Annotated in this window: 12 protein-coding genes, 2 pseudogenes and 1 other annotated feature; of the genes and pseudogenes, 4 read left to right on the plus strand and 10 right to left on the minus strand. The window is 68.9% G+C overall.

Features of this window, described 5'->3' with window-relative positions; all coding sequences use genetic code 11:
• The first annotated feature begins 141 nt into the window (after positions 1-141).
• Positions 142-423 (plus strand): PepSY domain-containing protein, encoded by a 282-nt coding sequence (locus tag ABLE88_RS08680; RefSeq protein ID WP_348831128.1) that lies wholly within the window; start codon positions 142-144, stop codon positions 421-423.
• Here ABLE88_RS08680 and ABLE88_RS08685 read toward each other — a convergent pair.
• Positions 416-1,127: pseudogene (locus ABLE88_RS08685) on the minus strand (transposase family protein); the annotation flags it as partial. The gene ABLE88_RS08680 and the pseudogene ABLE88_RS08685 sit on opposite strands and share 8 nt — an antisense overlap.
• Positions 727-843: a sequence feature (AL1L pseudoknot), on the minus strand. It overlaps the preceding pseudogene by 117 nt.
• A 71-nt stretch (positions 1,128-1,198) precedes the next feature.
• On the minus strand, positions 1,199-1,465 hold the full coding sequence (locus ABLE88_RS08690; RefSeq protein WP_348831129.1) for a hypothetical protein: 267 nt from the start codon (positions 1,463-1,465) through the stop codon (positions 1,199-1,201).
• A 284-nt stretch (positions 1,466-1,749) separates the two neighbouring features.
• On the opposite strand from ABLE88_RS08690, the pseudogene ABLE88_RS23810 reads away from it, so the two are divergent.
• Positions 1,750-1,887: pseudogene (locus ABLE88_RS23810) on the plus strand (IS3 family transposase); the annotation flags it as partial.
• A gap of 80 nt (positions 1,888-1,967) precedes the next feature.
• Complete coding sequence (locus ABLE88_RS08695) at positions 1,968-2,060, plus strand: hypothetical protein (RefSeq protein ID WP_348831130.1); 93 nt, start codon at positions 1,968-1,970, stop codon at positions 2,058-2,060.
• A 102-nt stretch (positions 2,061-2,162) separates the two neighbouring features.
• Here ABLE88_RS08695 and ABLE88_RS08700 read toward each other — a convergent pair whose 3' ends face one another.
• The 5 genes from ABLE88_RS08700 to ABLE88_RS08720 all read right to left on the minus strand — a co-directional run bounded on the left by ABLE88_RS08700 (position 2,163) and on the right by ABLE88_RS08720 (position 7,849).
• Positions 2,163-3,044 (minus strand): Bug family tripartite tricarboxylate transporter substrate binding protein, encoded by an 882-nt coding sequence (locus tag ABLE88_RS08700; protein WP_348831131.1) that lies wholly within the window; start codon positions 3,042-3,044, stop codon positions 2,163-2,165.
• A 225-nt stretch (positions 3,045-3,269) separates the two neighbouring features.
• Complete coding sequence (locus ABLE88_RS08705; RefSeq protein ID WP_348831132.1) at positions 3,270-4,058, minus strand: aspartate racemase/maleate isomerase family protein; 789 nt, start codon at positions 4,056-4,058, stop codon at positions 3,270-3,272.
• Positions 4,055-5,782, minus strand: a complete 1,728-nt coding sequence (locus ABLE88_RS08710; RefSeq protein ID WP_348831133.1) for an FAD-dependent monooxygenase — start codon at positions 5,780-5,782, stop codon at positions 4,055-4,057. Before ABLE88_RS08710 ends, ABLE88_RS08705 begins: the two co-directional genes overlap by 4 nt.
• Positions 5,783-5,878: 96 nt before the next feature.
• Positions 5,879-7,384 (minus strand): tripartite tricarboxylate transporter permease, encoded by a 1,506-nt coding sequence (locus ABLE88_RS08715; RefSeq protein WP_348831134.1) that lies wholly within the window; start codon positions 7,382-7,384, stop codon positions 5,879-5,881.
• Between the two features lie 12 nt (positions 7,385-7,396).
• Positions 7,397-7,849, minus strand: coding sequence for a tripartite tricarboxylate transporter TctB family protein (locus tag ABLE88_RS08720; RefSeq protein WP_348831135.1), 453 nt, complete (start codon positions 7,847-7,849; stop codon positions 7,397-7,399).
• Between the two features lie 374 nt (positions 7,850-8,223).
• On the opposite strand from ABLE88_RS08720, the gene ABLE88_RS08725 reads away from it, so the two are divergent.
• Complete coding sequence (locus ABLE88_RS08725) at positions 8,224-9,114, plus strand: MurR/RpiR family transcriptional regulator (RefSeq protein ID WP_348831136.1); 891 nt, start codon at positions 8,224-8,226, stop codon at positions 9,112-9,114.
• Between the two features lie 36 nt (positions 9,115-9,150).
• On the opposite strand, the gene ABLE88_RS08730 is transcribed toward ABLE88_RS08725, so the two are convergent.
• The 3 genes from ABLE88_RS08730 to ABLE88_RS08740 all read right to left on the minus strand — a co-directional run bounded on the left by ABLE88_RS08730 (position 9,151) and on the right by ABLE88_RS08740 (position 12,137).
• Positions 9,151-9,987 (minus strand): citryl-CoA lyase, encoded by an 837-nt coding sequence (locus ABLE88_RS08730; RefSeq protein WP_348831137.1) that lies wholly within the window; start codon positions 9,985-9,987, stop codon positions 9,151-9,153.
• Positions 9,984-11,165, minus strand: a complete 1,182-nt coding sequence (locus tag ABLE88_RS08735; protein WP_348831138.1) for a CaiB/BaiF CoA transferase family protein — start codon at positions 11,163-11,165, stop codon at positions 9,984-9,986. The genes ABLE88_RS08730 and ABLE88_RS08735 overlap by 4 nt, the downstream gene beginning before the upstream one ends.
• Positions 11,166-11,231: 66 nt before the next feature.
• A complete protein-coding gene (locus tag ABLE88_RS08740; RefSeq protein WP_348831139.1) occupies positions 11,232-12,137 on the minus strand; it encodes a polysaccharide deacetylase family protein in 906 nt (301 codons plus the stop codon).
• Between the last annotated feature and the right edge of the window lie 2 nt (positions 12,138-12,139).

Genomic DNA, 12,139 nt, shown 5'->3' on the forward strand with positions numbered 1-12,139 from the left:
AGCACCGCCCGCCGCACCGCCGCGGCGCGATGGCCCAGCTCCTCCGCCGTGGTGACGACGATGGTGCCCCGCACCGCCGCTTCCGTGTAGGTGCGCAGGCGCGCGGTGGTGTGAAAGCCGGGGGCGGAAGGAGGACGCGCGGTGAGACGCCGAGGGTACGCATTGTGGCTCGCTGCGGCCTGCCTCGCTCTGGCCGCGACGCCGGCCGCGGCTGACCGCGACTGCAACGTGCCGCTGGCCGAGTGGCAGCCGCGCGAGGCGCTGCAGAAGAAGCCGGAGGCGGAGGGCTGGACGGTCCTCTCCATCCGCTCCGACGACGGCTGCTACAAGGTCCGCGCTACCAATGCGCAGGGCGCGCGCCGGAAGGCGAAGTTCGATCCCGCACGTCTTGAGCGGGTTCCCGGCCGGCACGATGACGATTGATCGGGCCGCAGCGGTTCAGTCCATTGATCGTCTCGGCGAGTGCGTTGTCATAGCTGTCACCGACACTGCCGACGGAGGGCTCGATGCCGGCCTCAGCCAGCCGTTCGGTGTAGCGAATGCTCACATATTGCGAGCCGCGAACCCCTCGCGCATCATCTGTCGCCAGACCTTGCGCGCTCCATGGACCTCGAAGTTCTCGGCGAACACGCGCTCGATCTCGGGGCGCCGAACCTCGTCTCGCTGCGCCCGTGCCGAGCGCTTCGACGGATCAAGCCGCCGGGCAACATGGGCATGGTAGGTCGATGGGGCGATCGGCAGCACCTTGCAGATCGGCTCGACCCCAAACGCACCGCGATGATCATCGATCAACGCGATCATGTCTTCGACCGGCGGTCGAGCTCCGCCAGGGCGAAATATGCGGAGGCCTTGCGCGCGATCTCGTTCGCCTGCCGCAACTCGCGGTTCTCGCGCTCGAGGGCCTTCAGCTTCGCCGCCATATCCATCGACAGGCCGGCCCGTCTGCCGGCATCGACCTCGGCCTTCTTCAGCCCCTCGTTCAATGCGTGCGCCGAGCAGCCGATCTTCGCCGCAATCGAGACAATCGCCTGCCAGCGCGACGGGTGCTCGGCCTCGTGATCCAGCACCAGCCGCACGGCCCGCTCACCCACCTCAGGCGAAAACGTGTTCGTCGTCTTGCCCGTCATAGCCCCATCCTCTCAGGAGTTGGGGCCTCCGGAAAAGCCGGGGCGGTTCAACCCGGTCCTTGGAGCGGGCATCACCGCAGAGCAGGCGATGGCGCCCCAACACCCACAAGTCCCCCCGAATGGGTCACTGCATGGACGGGGACCTGCGGAACCTTGTCCGCGTCACCTCGCTCCTCGACCGAGGCCTCACGGGCCTGGTCCAGGGTGAGATCCACTTCGGCCAGGGAAGATCCCGTCAAGGTCACGTCGAACTCGACATCGATCAGGGCCTGGAGCTCGATGGCGAGGATCTCCTTGTCCCAGCCGGCATTCATGGCGAGCTTGTTGTCTGCCAGCACCTAGGCGCGCCGTTCGAGTGGTAGAAAGTTATTCCTGATACAACTGCATAACGATAATATAGTCCACTCTGAACACTTTTAAATGCCCCTTGAAGGGGTCTTCAATAGCGCGGTCTCAGAAGGGCGGTTGAGCGGTTTTCTGGGGATAACTCAGTGGGCGGGGAGGGGCCGCGCGCTAAGGCTTGCGCCAGAGAACAGCCTCAGAAGTTTGGGGCTGAATCGCGAGTGCCGCATCTGGCTCTCGTTGTTTCAGTCCCCTTGGCGAGGAGGTTGCCCGCAGCTTGCGACGCAAGCCGAAGGACCGCGTGCTGGTGCATTCGGACCAGGGGAGCCAGTTCACCAGCATGGAGTGGGCTTCGTTCCTGAAATACCACGATCTGCAGCCCTCGATCCGGACGCGAAGGAGGCGGGGGCCTCGTCATCAAGGTGGAGGGCGGCGCGCTGCCGCTGACCGAGCTGGCGGCCCCGGCGGTCGGTCGCCCGTTCCGAGGACCGGCGCACGGTGTTCCGGGCCCCGCCGGGCCGCGGCTTCGTGCGCCTGACCGTGATCGACGCAACCGGCCGCGCCGACAGCGTGACGGTGCGCGTGGAATAAAGCGGGCGCGCGGCGCCGCCTCCCATGCCGCCTTGAACGCAGGGACTGATCGCCGCTGCCCGCCATGGGGCCACGGCGATCCCGTTGTGGCCGGCTCGGGGCCTACTCGATCTTCACGTTGGCGGCGGCGATCACGCCCTTCCATTTCGCCGCTTCCCGCTCGAAGTGGGCCTGGGTTTCCTGGGGCGTGGTGGCGAGGGGGGTCAAGCCGAGGCCGGTGAGGCGCTCGACCACGTCGGGCGCGGACATGGCCTTCGTGATCGCCGCCGCCATCTGCTCGCGCAGCGACAGCGGCGTCGTGGCGGGGGCCGCAAACGCGAACCAGGAGGTCGCCACCACGCCGTCGGTGCCCGCCTCGGCCATGGTGGGCACATCCGGAAGAACCGGAGCGCGCTTGCTCGACGTCACAGCGAGCACCCTGACTGAGCCTTCCTTGATGCGTGCGATATGGCCGGAGATGTTGTCGATGGCGCAATGCACGCGCCCGGCCATCAGCTCGACCGACAGGGGTGCGCTGCCGCGGTAGGGCACATGCTGGACATCGGCGCCGCTCTTCATCTTGAACAGCTCAAGCGTGAGATGGCCGGTGGTGGCATTGCCGGGCGAGCCGCAATTGACGGTGCTGGGGTGGGCCTTGGTGTAGGCGATGAACTCCTTGACGTTATTGGCGTCGACGCCGTTCGCCACCACCAGCACGTTGGGCAGCTCCGCCACGAGCGTGATCGCCGCCAGGTCCTTCTCAATATTGTAGCTGAGGTTGTTGAACAGGAACTGATTGGACGAGAAGTTGTTGGGGCCGCCGATGACAATCGTGGTGCCGTCCGGAGCCGATTTCGCCACCGCCTCGGCGCCGATGTTGCCGCTCGCGCCTGGCCGGTTCTCAACGATGACGGGCTGGCCCGAGCTTTCGCCGAGCTTCTGCGCCACGATGCGCGCGAGGATGTCGCTCGTGCCGCCTGGTGCGTAGGGGACGACGATCTTCAACGGCTTCGCCGGCCAGGCTTGCGCGTGCGCGCCGCTGGCACCGGCGAGGGGCGACAGCGCAAGCGCGAGGGCGACGCTCGTCGCGCCGCCTAGCGTCCACCACCGGCGTCTGGGGCCGGTGCGGCTGGGTACGGCGCTGCCGGCATGAGGAGGCTCACAAGAGGCCATGTCACGTTCTCCTTATTTCTCTGGAAGGCGGTTTCTTCTTTCTGGAAAGGCCGTCGATCAGGGCAGGTGCCGGCGCCAGGGCGCAGACTGGGAGAGCCAGTCGGTGAGGCTGCTGCCGGGCAGTCCGGCGAGCATGGCGAGCCGCCAGCACAGCGCGAGGTTGGCCGAGAGCACCGGCACCCCGGCATCCCGGTTCTGCCCGAGCGCCGAGAGCGTCGCGAGGCCAGTCCCGGTGATGAACACCGCCGAGCGCGAGCGGGCGACCGCGCGCGCCACCGCCTGGTCGGTGAGCGGCTCGGGGATCGTGTAGATCGGGTGGAAGCCTGTGCCGGGCTCGATCTGCTCCACGTGCTCGATGCTGTAGCCGCGCCGCTCCCAGTAGCCGATGCAGGCGGCCGTGATCCCGGCCGGATAGGGGCTGACGAGCGTGAACCGCCGCGTGCCGAGTTCCGTGAAGGCGAGGTCCACCGCCTCGGTGGTCCAGGCGACGCGCCCGTTCCACAGTTCGTTCAGGCGGCGGAAGACCTCCAGCTCGCGCTCGATGCCGATGATGTAGGATGTGGAGGAGCACGCGACTCCCGCCGCCAGCAGCGGCGTGCTGCCGTAGCTTTTCAGGGCGGCGGCCAGCTTTTGGAAGTCGAAATAGTTGGCGAGGCGCGCTTCGAGATCCTCGCCGTCCTCCGAGAGCCGGGCGGTCAGGGGCACGAAGCCCTCGGGAAGGAAGGCGCGCGCCTCGTATTCCATGGCGTAGTTGCCGTAGGGCACGAGCAGCCCGCAGAAGCCGCGCCGGGCGTAGGGATAAGCCTGCGGGGGGGCGATATCCAGTCCCTTCAGGGGCGCCATCATGATGCGCGGCTTTCCTGGGCGCCATGCCAGAGCGCCGCGACGTCGCCCGGCTCGGCCCAGTCCGGCATGAAGGACGGCAGCCCTTCTCCCCGCACGCGGTCGACCACCTGGGCTGGATCGGCGGGCATCTGCGCGCCGCGCCATGCCACATTCCCGTCCGGCCGCACCAGCACGAACCGCGTCTGGTAGGCGGCATCGACCGCCGGGTCGTCCAGCACCGCCAGCGACAGCGGCACCTTGGCGCCAGCGAACGCCGCGACCAGCGGGGCGGCCTCGTCCGCGCCGGCGCCGTGACTGCAGACCAGGACGAAATCGCGTCCGAACAGGTCGATCGTGGAGCGCCCGTCCTGGAGCCAGACATGGGGCGCGCGAAAGCCGGGGAAGGTCGACGTGGTGACGAAGCGCGAACAGTTCGGCGGCTCGGTCTCGCCGTCCGGGCAGCAGATGCTGGAGCGCTGGTAGCGGTAGCCGAGATGCACGCCGGTGCTGTTGTACTGGCTGACGGTCCAGGTGACACGGCGCGCGAGCTGCGCCCGCAGCAACTCGCCGCGCGGGCCCTTCTCCAGGTGCTCGGGGGTGACCTCGGACATGATCATGTCGATCTTGTCGGAGTTCGCGGCCGCCCATTGCGTGTTCATGATGGCGATCGGGCGGCGCTCCTCCTCGTAGCTGTCGAGCAGCCACTTGCCGCCCCAGCCCTTCACTGCCGCGTCGAGCTTCCACGACAGGTCGAAGGAATCGACGATGCCGGTGTTCATCCCGACGCCGCCAGTGGGCGAGAACAGGTGCGCCGCATCGCCCGCCAGGAAGACGCGCCCGTCGCGGAACCGCATCGCCACCGACTGATGGTGGTGCCAGTGCGTGAGGCTGAGCAGCTCGAACTCGAACGGCCGCCCGACCGCCCGGTGGAGGATCCCCGTCACGTCGGGATTGTCGGTCTTGGCCTTGGGGTCCAGGAAGTAGAACTGGTAGCCCCAGAGATCCTTGCCGTCGATGGACATGAACACGCCGAAGGTGTCTGGCATCATGTTGTAGAAGAGGTTTCCCCCGCCCAGCGCATGGGATCTGGAGAATTCGGGAGAGCGGAACAGGAAGGTCACGTTCGCGCGCATGGGGCCGCGGCCGACGAAGCGGATGCCGAGCGCGCGCCGCACCGCGCTCGCGCCGCCGTCGCAGCCGACCATGTAGTCGGCCTCGACGGTCTCCTGCCGCCCGGTGTCGATCTCGCGGATCACCGCGCGGACGAACGCGGCGTTCTGCTCGAAGCCGACCAGCTCCCACCCCTCGCGCAGGTCGAGGCGCGGCTGCTTCCTGGCGACGTCCAGAAGAACGGGCTCCACCGCATGCTGCCCGATCTGGGTCTTGCCGTAGGGCGACCACATCAGCTCCGGCCAGCGCTTGGCCTCTTCGGTCCGGCGGTAGCGGAAATGGTCGATGGAGGGGCTCTCGAAGCAGGTCAGCACCGGCCCGTTCATCCCCATCACGAAGAAGATGCGGTAGATCAGGTCGTTCGGAAGTGCGTTGGCATAGATCTGGTCGTCGATGTTCCAGCGCCGCAGCAGCTCCATGGAGCGCGGGCCGAGCAGGGTCGCCTTGGGATGCATCTCGCGGGTGCGGCGCTTCTCGATCAGCAGGCAGTCGGTTCCTCGCCAGGCGAGGTCGGAGGCGAGGCACAGGCCGGTTGGGCCGCCTCCGACGACGAGCACGGGCACTTTGATGGTCATGACTGGATACTCTCCACGTCTTCGGATGTTCGCGCCGCGCCATCGAGGCCGCGCCGTGGGATGGGTCCGGCCGCCGCCGGGGCTATGTGCTCTCAGCTATGCGCTCTCCTGGAACGCCTTCATGCGGCCGGAGCGGATCGCGGGGCTGATGATGGCAAGCAGGATCACGGCGGCCGCCACCAGCAATCCGATGCTGATCGGGCTGCTGACCAGGGCCGAGGGATCGCCGCGCGACAGCATCAGCGCGCGCCGCAGGTTGTCCTCCATCATCGGGCCGAGGATGAAGGCGAGAACCAGGGGCGCGGGCTCGCATCCGAGCTTGCTGAAGACGTAGCCGACGGCGCCGAACCCGGCGACGAGCCAAAGGTCGAATGTGCTGTTGCTGACCGAGAAGGCGCCGATGGCGCAGAACAGGAGAATTGCCGGATAGAGGAGGTGGTACGGGATCGAGAGCAGGCGCACCCACAGGCCGATGAGGGGCAGGTTGAGCACCACGAGGAAGGCGTTGCCGATCCACATGGACACCACCACGCCCCAGAACAGCTGCGGCTGCTCCCTGAGGATCGCGGGGCCGGGCTGGATGCCCTGGATGATGAGCGCCCCGATCATCAGCGCCATCACCGGATTGGCCGGGATGCCCAGCGTCAGCATGGGGATGAAGGACGTCTGCGCGCCGGCGTTGTTCGCTGCCTCGGGGGCGGCGACGCCCTCGATGGCGCCGCTGCCGAACGGCACCTCGCTGCGCGCCACCTTCTTCTCCACCGAGTAGGCGGCGAACGAGGCGAGGATCGCCCCGCCGCCGGGGAGCACGCCGAGAACCGAGCCGATGGCGGTGCCGCGCAGGATCGGTGCCACGATGCGGCGCATGTCCGAGCGGGTGGGGGTAAGGCTCGTCACCTTGCGGATCGCGCTGCCCTTGCCCTCCATGGTGGCGACGTTGCTCACCATCTCGGCGATGCCGAACAGGCCCATGGCAACGGCGACGAAGCCGATGCCGTCCGCGAGCTCCGGCAGGCCGCCGGAAAAGCGCGGCGCGCTGGTCTCGGGGTCCGCGCCCACGGTTCCCAGAAGCAGGCCGAGGACGATCATCCCGAACGCGGGCAGGAGCGGCCCTTGGGCCAGGACAATGGAGCCGACGAGGCCGAGCACCATCAGCGCGAAGTATTCGGCCGGCCCGAACTGGATCGCCACCTGCGCCAGCGGCGGGGCGCACAAGGCGATGACGATGGTGGCGATGGTGCCGGCGACGAACGAGCCGATGGCGGAGACCGCGAGCGCGACCCCGCCCCGGCCCTTGCGCGCCATCTGGTAGCCGTCGAGCGCGGTGATGACCGAGGAGGATTCCCCCGGCAGGTTGATCAGGATCGCCGTGGTCGAGCCGCCATACTGGGCACCGTAATAGATCCCCGCGAGCATGATGAGCGAGGTCACCGGCGGCAGCCCGAACGTGATCGGCAGGAGCATGGCGATGGTGGCCACCGGGCCGAGGCCCGGCAGCGCCCCGATCAGCGTCCCCACCAGGACCCCGACGAAGCAGTAGGCCAGATTGAGCGGCGTCACCGCCGCGTCGAAGCCGATGGCAAGGTTGGCGATCAGATCCATGTCCCGGCCCCCTCAGTACGCGAACGGCGGCAGCACCGGGACCGGCAGCCCCAGCAGGCGGACGAACACAAGGGCGCAGACGGCGGCGAGCGCGACGGCCAGCGGGATGGCCCACCGCAGGTCGAAGGCGCGGCTCGCCAGGGCGCTCACGAGAACCAGGGCCATGGCAGCGAGGGCGATGCCGGCGGTGCGCACCAGAAGCCCGAACACCACCACCGATCCGCAGATCAGCAGCAGGCGCGCGATGTCGAGGCGCTCCATCGGCTCGGGCGCCGTCAGCACGGATTGCAGCGACACCAGCGCCCCGACGACCATCAGCAGCATGGCGAGCATGGCCGGGAAGTAGCCCGGCCCCATGCGTCCCGCCGTGCCCATGGGGTAGTTCCGGGCAACGGCGAAGAAGGCCGCACCGATGGCGACGAACACGAACCCCATCCAAAGCCGCTTGACGTTAAGTGCGCGCATCGCATCCTCGGCTGGTGATCGGGCGCCGTCCTCGCGAGGGAGGAAGGCGCGCAACGTTTGTTTCAGGCGTGGGCAGAAGATCATGCCGCCGAAGTCAAAGCCGCGCTTACCGAAGCGTTTGACACGCCCCGTTCCGCGCAGGAGAAAGGAGCGGCTGCCTCCTTCCTCGCAGCAGCCTCACGTCTGAACCCTTAGAAGCAGCAGATAGATTTCCGGCCGGCGCACCGTACCCTCGGATACGATGGGGCCGCCTCTTCTGCGCCCTCGCACGATGTTGTAGAACAATCATTGCATTCATTATCAAGTTAGGCAACAACTGTTTCTCATAAAATCGACGGGCCTCCCGGAAGGCAGCGCCCGCGGGGAGAGCGGCAATGAAGGTGAAGAGCCATCGCAATCTGGCCAGTCGCATCCAGGAGGCGGCCGGCACGCTCTCCGAGCGGGAGCTCGCCTTGGTGGACGCCCTGTCGTCCAAGCCCGACACGGCGGCGTTCGAATCGCTCCGCAGCTTCGCCGACATGGCCGGCGTCAGCCCGTCCACCCTCAGCCGGCTGGTGGCACGGCTCGGCTATGAGAGCTATCGCGACCTCCAGCTCGAGTTGCGCTCCGCCGTCACCCGCCTCGTGCCGTCCCCGAGCGAGCGCGCGCGGCTCGAAGGCGACAAGGGCGATGTCGGCGCGCTGTTCGCGCAGGGCCTCGACGACGACATCCACCAGCTTCGCCAGCTGAGCGAGCTCGTGAGCTCGGACACCTTCATGGAGGCCATCAAGCTGATCGCGGAAGCCAAGGGGACGGTGTTCGTGATCGGCAATGGCTGGAGCCGCTCGTTCGCGGACATGCTGGCGCATCGCCTTGCCCTGTGCCGGCCGCGCGTGGAATCCTCCTCCTCCCTTGACGTTCTCGGCCTCGGCAAGATCGCCGACTGCGGCCCTGGCGACTGCGCGGTGGCCATCGCCACCCGCAGGTACACCCGGCTCACCGTGTCGCTGGCCCACGCTCTGGCGGAACGGGGCGTGCCGCTGCTCTCGATCACCGACTCGGCCGCCTCGCCGCTCCTGCGGGGATCGCGGCACGCGCTCGTGGTGCCGAACATGCGGTCGGGCGCGTTCGATTCCCCGACCCCCATCACCGCGGTCATCCACCTCCTGTGCGTCGGCGTCTCCCGGCTGACGCACGCCAGCATGACCCGGCGCTTCAAGACGCTGGACACCATCTCCGAGGAGATGGGCACGTTCGTCGCCCCGGATGCCGGCCGGCGCAAGTGAGGCGCCGGCCGGCGTCCGCCGGCGTGCCGCGCGCGCCTACCGTCCCGGCAGGTCGCGCGGGCCGGGGCCGCGGTAGCTCCAGAGCCATTCGCGCGGCAGCGGTCCCTTGTTGCGCGCGTCCTGCTGCGACTGCTCCCAGGCATGCGCGAGGATGCCCACCGAGCGCGACAGCACGAACAGACCGCGCGTCAGGGCCGGCGGGAAGCCGAGCTCGCCGTAGATGACGGCGGTGGCGCCGTCGATGTTCAGCGGGATGGGCTTGCCCTTGCGCGCGGCGATGGCGCCTTCGAGCGCCTCGGCGATGTCCGCGAAGCGGCCGCCCACCACGCCCGCGCGCGCAGCTTCCCTGGCAAGCGCGAGGAGCCGGGGGGCGCGCGGGTCCACCGGGTGGAAGCGGTGGCCGAAGCCCGGCACATATCCGCTCCCGTCGGGCATCCTGCGCTCGAGGCCGGCCGCGACCGCATGCGCCAGCGCGGTGCCGGCGTCCATGTCCGCGGCGATCTCGCCGAACAACGCCAGCGCCTGTTCTCCGGCGCCGCCGTGGACGTCGCCGAGCACGTTAATGGCCGATGCCATGGCGCTGTTGATGCCGACGCCGCAGGTGGCGGCCATGCGCGCGATGGCGATCGACGGCGCCTGCGGGCCGTGATCCACCGCCGCCCCGAGAGCCGCGCCGAGCAGGTCGGCCTGCGCCGCGCTCGGCAGCTCGCCGCGCAGCATCAGCCAGATCATCGCCGGAAAGCTCACCCGGCCGATCAGGCTCTCGATCGGATAGCCCCTGAGGCGGATCATCCCCGGCCGCATTTCGATGATCTCAGTCGACCACCAGTCTTCGCCCCTGGCGCGGCCCGGATCTGCGCGATCGGCGCTCATGGCTGGACGCCTGCGGCGCTGCGGCGACCGCGGGGGGCAAGGATCTCCCCGTCGTGCTCCCCGAGCAGTGGCGGGGGCCGGCCCGGCACCGGCGGCGCGCCGTCCACCAGGAAGCCGCCGCGCAGGACCTTCAGCGGGCGGTCCATTCCGGGAACGTCGCCAAAGCTGCTCGTCATCCCCCGCGATTCGATATGCGGATCGTGCAGGATATCGGCCACCGAGAGGACCCGGCCCGCGGGGACTCCCGCCTTGTTCAGCGTTTCTTCCCACACCGCCGCGGAGGCGGTGGCGAGCAGGTCCTCGATCCGTTCGCGCAGCGCCTCGCGGTTGCGCTTGCGCGCTTCGCGGTCGGCGAAGCGGGGGTCGCACAGCAGGTCGGGGCATCGCAGGATGGCGCACAGGGTCTCGAACTGCTCCTGCTTGTTGGCGGCAATGTTGATGAGCCCATCGCCGGTGCGGAACGTCCCGGAGGGCGAGGCGGTCATGTTGTCGTTGCCCATGGGGCAGGGCTCCACGCCGGCGACGAGGTAGTTCGAGGCCGGCCAGCCCAGGGCGCTGAGCGAGCATTCCAGCATCGAGACGTCGAGGAACGCGCCGGCGCCGGTTCTCATGCGGCGGATCAGTGCGGCGGCGACCGCGAACGCGCCGAAGATGCCGCCGAGCGTGTCGCAGACCGGATAGCCCACCCGCAGCGGCGCGCATTCGGGCGTGCCGGTGATGCTCATGATGCCGGACAGGCCCTGGATGATCTGGTCGTAGGCCGGGTTGTTGCACATCGGGCCGGTCTGGCCGAAGCCGGAAATGGCGCAGTAGACGAGGTCCGTCCGCCGCTGGCGCAGCACCTCGAAGCCGAGCCCGAGCCGCTCCATGACGCCAGGGCGGAAGTTCTCTACTACCACGTCCGCTTCGGCGACGAGGGCAAGGAAGGCGTCCCGGTCGTCGTCATCCTTGAGATCGAGGACCACCGAACGCTTGCCGGCATTCTGGGCGAGGAAGGACGCGCCCATGCTGCGGCGGTTCAGGCTGGTGGCGGCGCCGAGCTGGCGTGCGAGGTCGCCGGTGGGGGCCTCAACCTTGATCACGTCGGCGCCCAGCAGCGCCAGCTGATAGGCGCAGTAGGGGCCGGCGAGGACGTTGGTCAGGTCGAGGACGCGGATTCCCTGCAGGAGTTCTGTCACGGTGTTTTTTCCCTGCTTGAATGATGGTGGCTCGGACCGGTGCCGCGCCGGCCAGCCCCGGTCCGCTCAGGCCGGCCGGCCATCGGGCTCGGCCGCAGCCAGCAGCGAGCGGACGTTGACGAACTCCACGCCGGGGGTCTGCGCCCAGGCGCGCAGCGCCTGCGCGAACGGACGGAAGCGGTGCGGCGCGCCGATGATCCAGGGATGCACGGGCAGCGTCAGGACGCGCGGGCCCGCCGCCGGCGCCTCGCGGATGAGCCAGGCGATGCCCTCGGACAGGTCGTTGAGGAAATCGCGCACTGGCTGCTTGCACACGCCGAGGCAGTGGAGGTCGCTGGAAAAATGCTGCCAGGGCAGCGCCTGCAAGGTGCCCGCCTCGGTTTTGATCGCGAACGGCAGTTCGTCGTTGTTGAGGTCCAGAACCGCGCGCACGCCCGCACGCGCCAGCACCGCGAAGGTGTGGCGCGAGTGGACGCCCGAGGGCGAGCGCCAGGCCTCGACCGGCACGCCGAGCCCGCCGCGCAGCCGCTCCAGCACGGCATGGATCGCCAGCATCTCCGCCTCGGCATCGGCAAAGGTGCTGTGGAGCGCTGCCGCATGCGCGCCGCCGGCGACGATGGCGTGCCGCGGGTCGCGCAGCAGGGGAAGGAAGCCGGACAGCTCGTCCAGCGCCTGCGACTGGACCACGAAGGACACGCCGATGCCGACGTCCTCCAGAAGCGCCTCAATCCGCGCCAGCCCTTCCCGCAAGGCCACCTTGCGCTGGGACCAGTTGGCAAGGTCCGGATGCGGCCGGTCGAGCGCGCCGGGAACAGGGAACGGCGGCCTGGCGCCCAGTGGGTAGGCCTCCAGGCAGACGGCGAGATGGATCGCCGCGCGGCATCCCGGGGCGAAGCGCGGCGCCGGGCGCGGCACGCGGTCCGGCCGCAGCGTGCGGACGTCAAACCAGCTCTGATCGGGATAGGCGGTCATGC

It is taken from the genome of Xanthobacter luteus (assembly GCF_040049235.1).
Taxonomy (GTDB): Bacteria; Pseudomonadota; Alphaproteobacteria; order Rhizobiales; family Xanthobacteraceae; genus Xanthobacter.

Excerpts from the sequence above, each read along its gene's own strand:
- ABLE88_RS08705 (WP_348831132.1), bottom strand. The coding sequence starts at position 4,058 with ATGATGGCGCCCCTGAAGGGACTGGATATCGCCCCCCCGCAGGCTTAT.
- ABLE88_RS08710 (WP_348831133.1), bottom strand. The coding sequence starts at position 5,782 with ATGACCATCAAAGTGCCCGTGCTCGTCGTCGGAGGCGGCCCAACCGGC.
- ABLE88_RS08715 (WP_348831134.1), bottom strand. The coding sequence starts at position 7,384 with ATGGATCTGATCGCCAACCTTGCCATCGGCTTCGACGCGGCGGTGACG.
- ABLE88_RS08720 (WP_348831135.1), bottom strand. The coding sequence starts at position 7,849 with ATGCGCGCACTTAACGTCAAGCGGCTTTGGATGGGGTTCGTGTTCGTC.
- ABLE88_RS08725 (WP_348831136.1), top strand. The coding sequence starts at position 8,224 with ATGAAGGTGAAGAGCCATCGCAATCTGGCCAGTCGCATCCAGGAGGCG.
- ABLE88_RS08730 (WP_348831137.1), bottom strand. The coding sequence starts at position 9,987 with ATGAGCGCCGATCGCGCAGATCCGGGCCGCGCCAGGGGCGAAGACTGG.
- ABLE88_RS08740 (WP_348831139.1), bottom strand. The coding sequence starts at position 12,137 with ATGACCGCCTATCCCGATCAGAGCTGGTTTGACGTCCGCACGCTGCGG.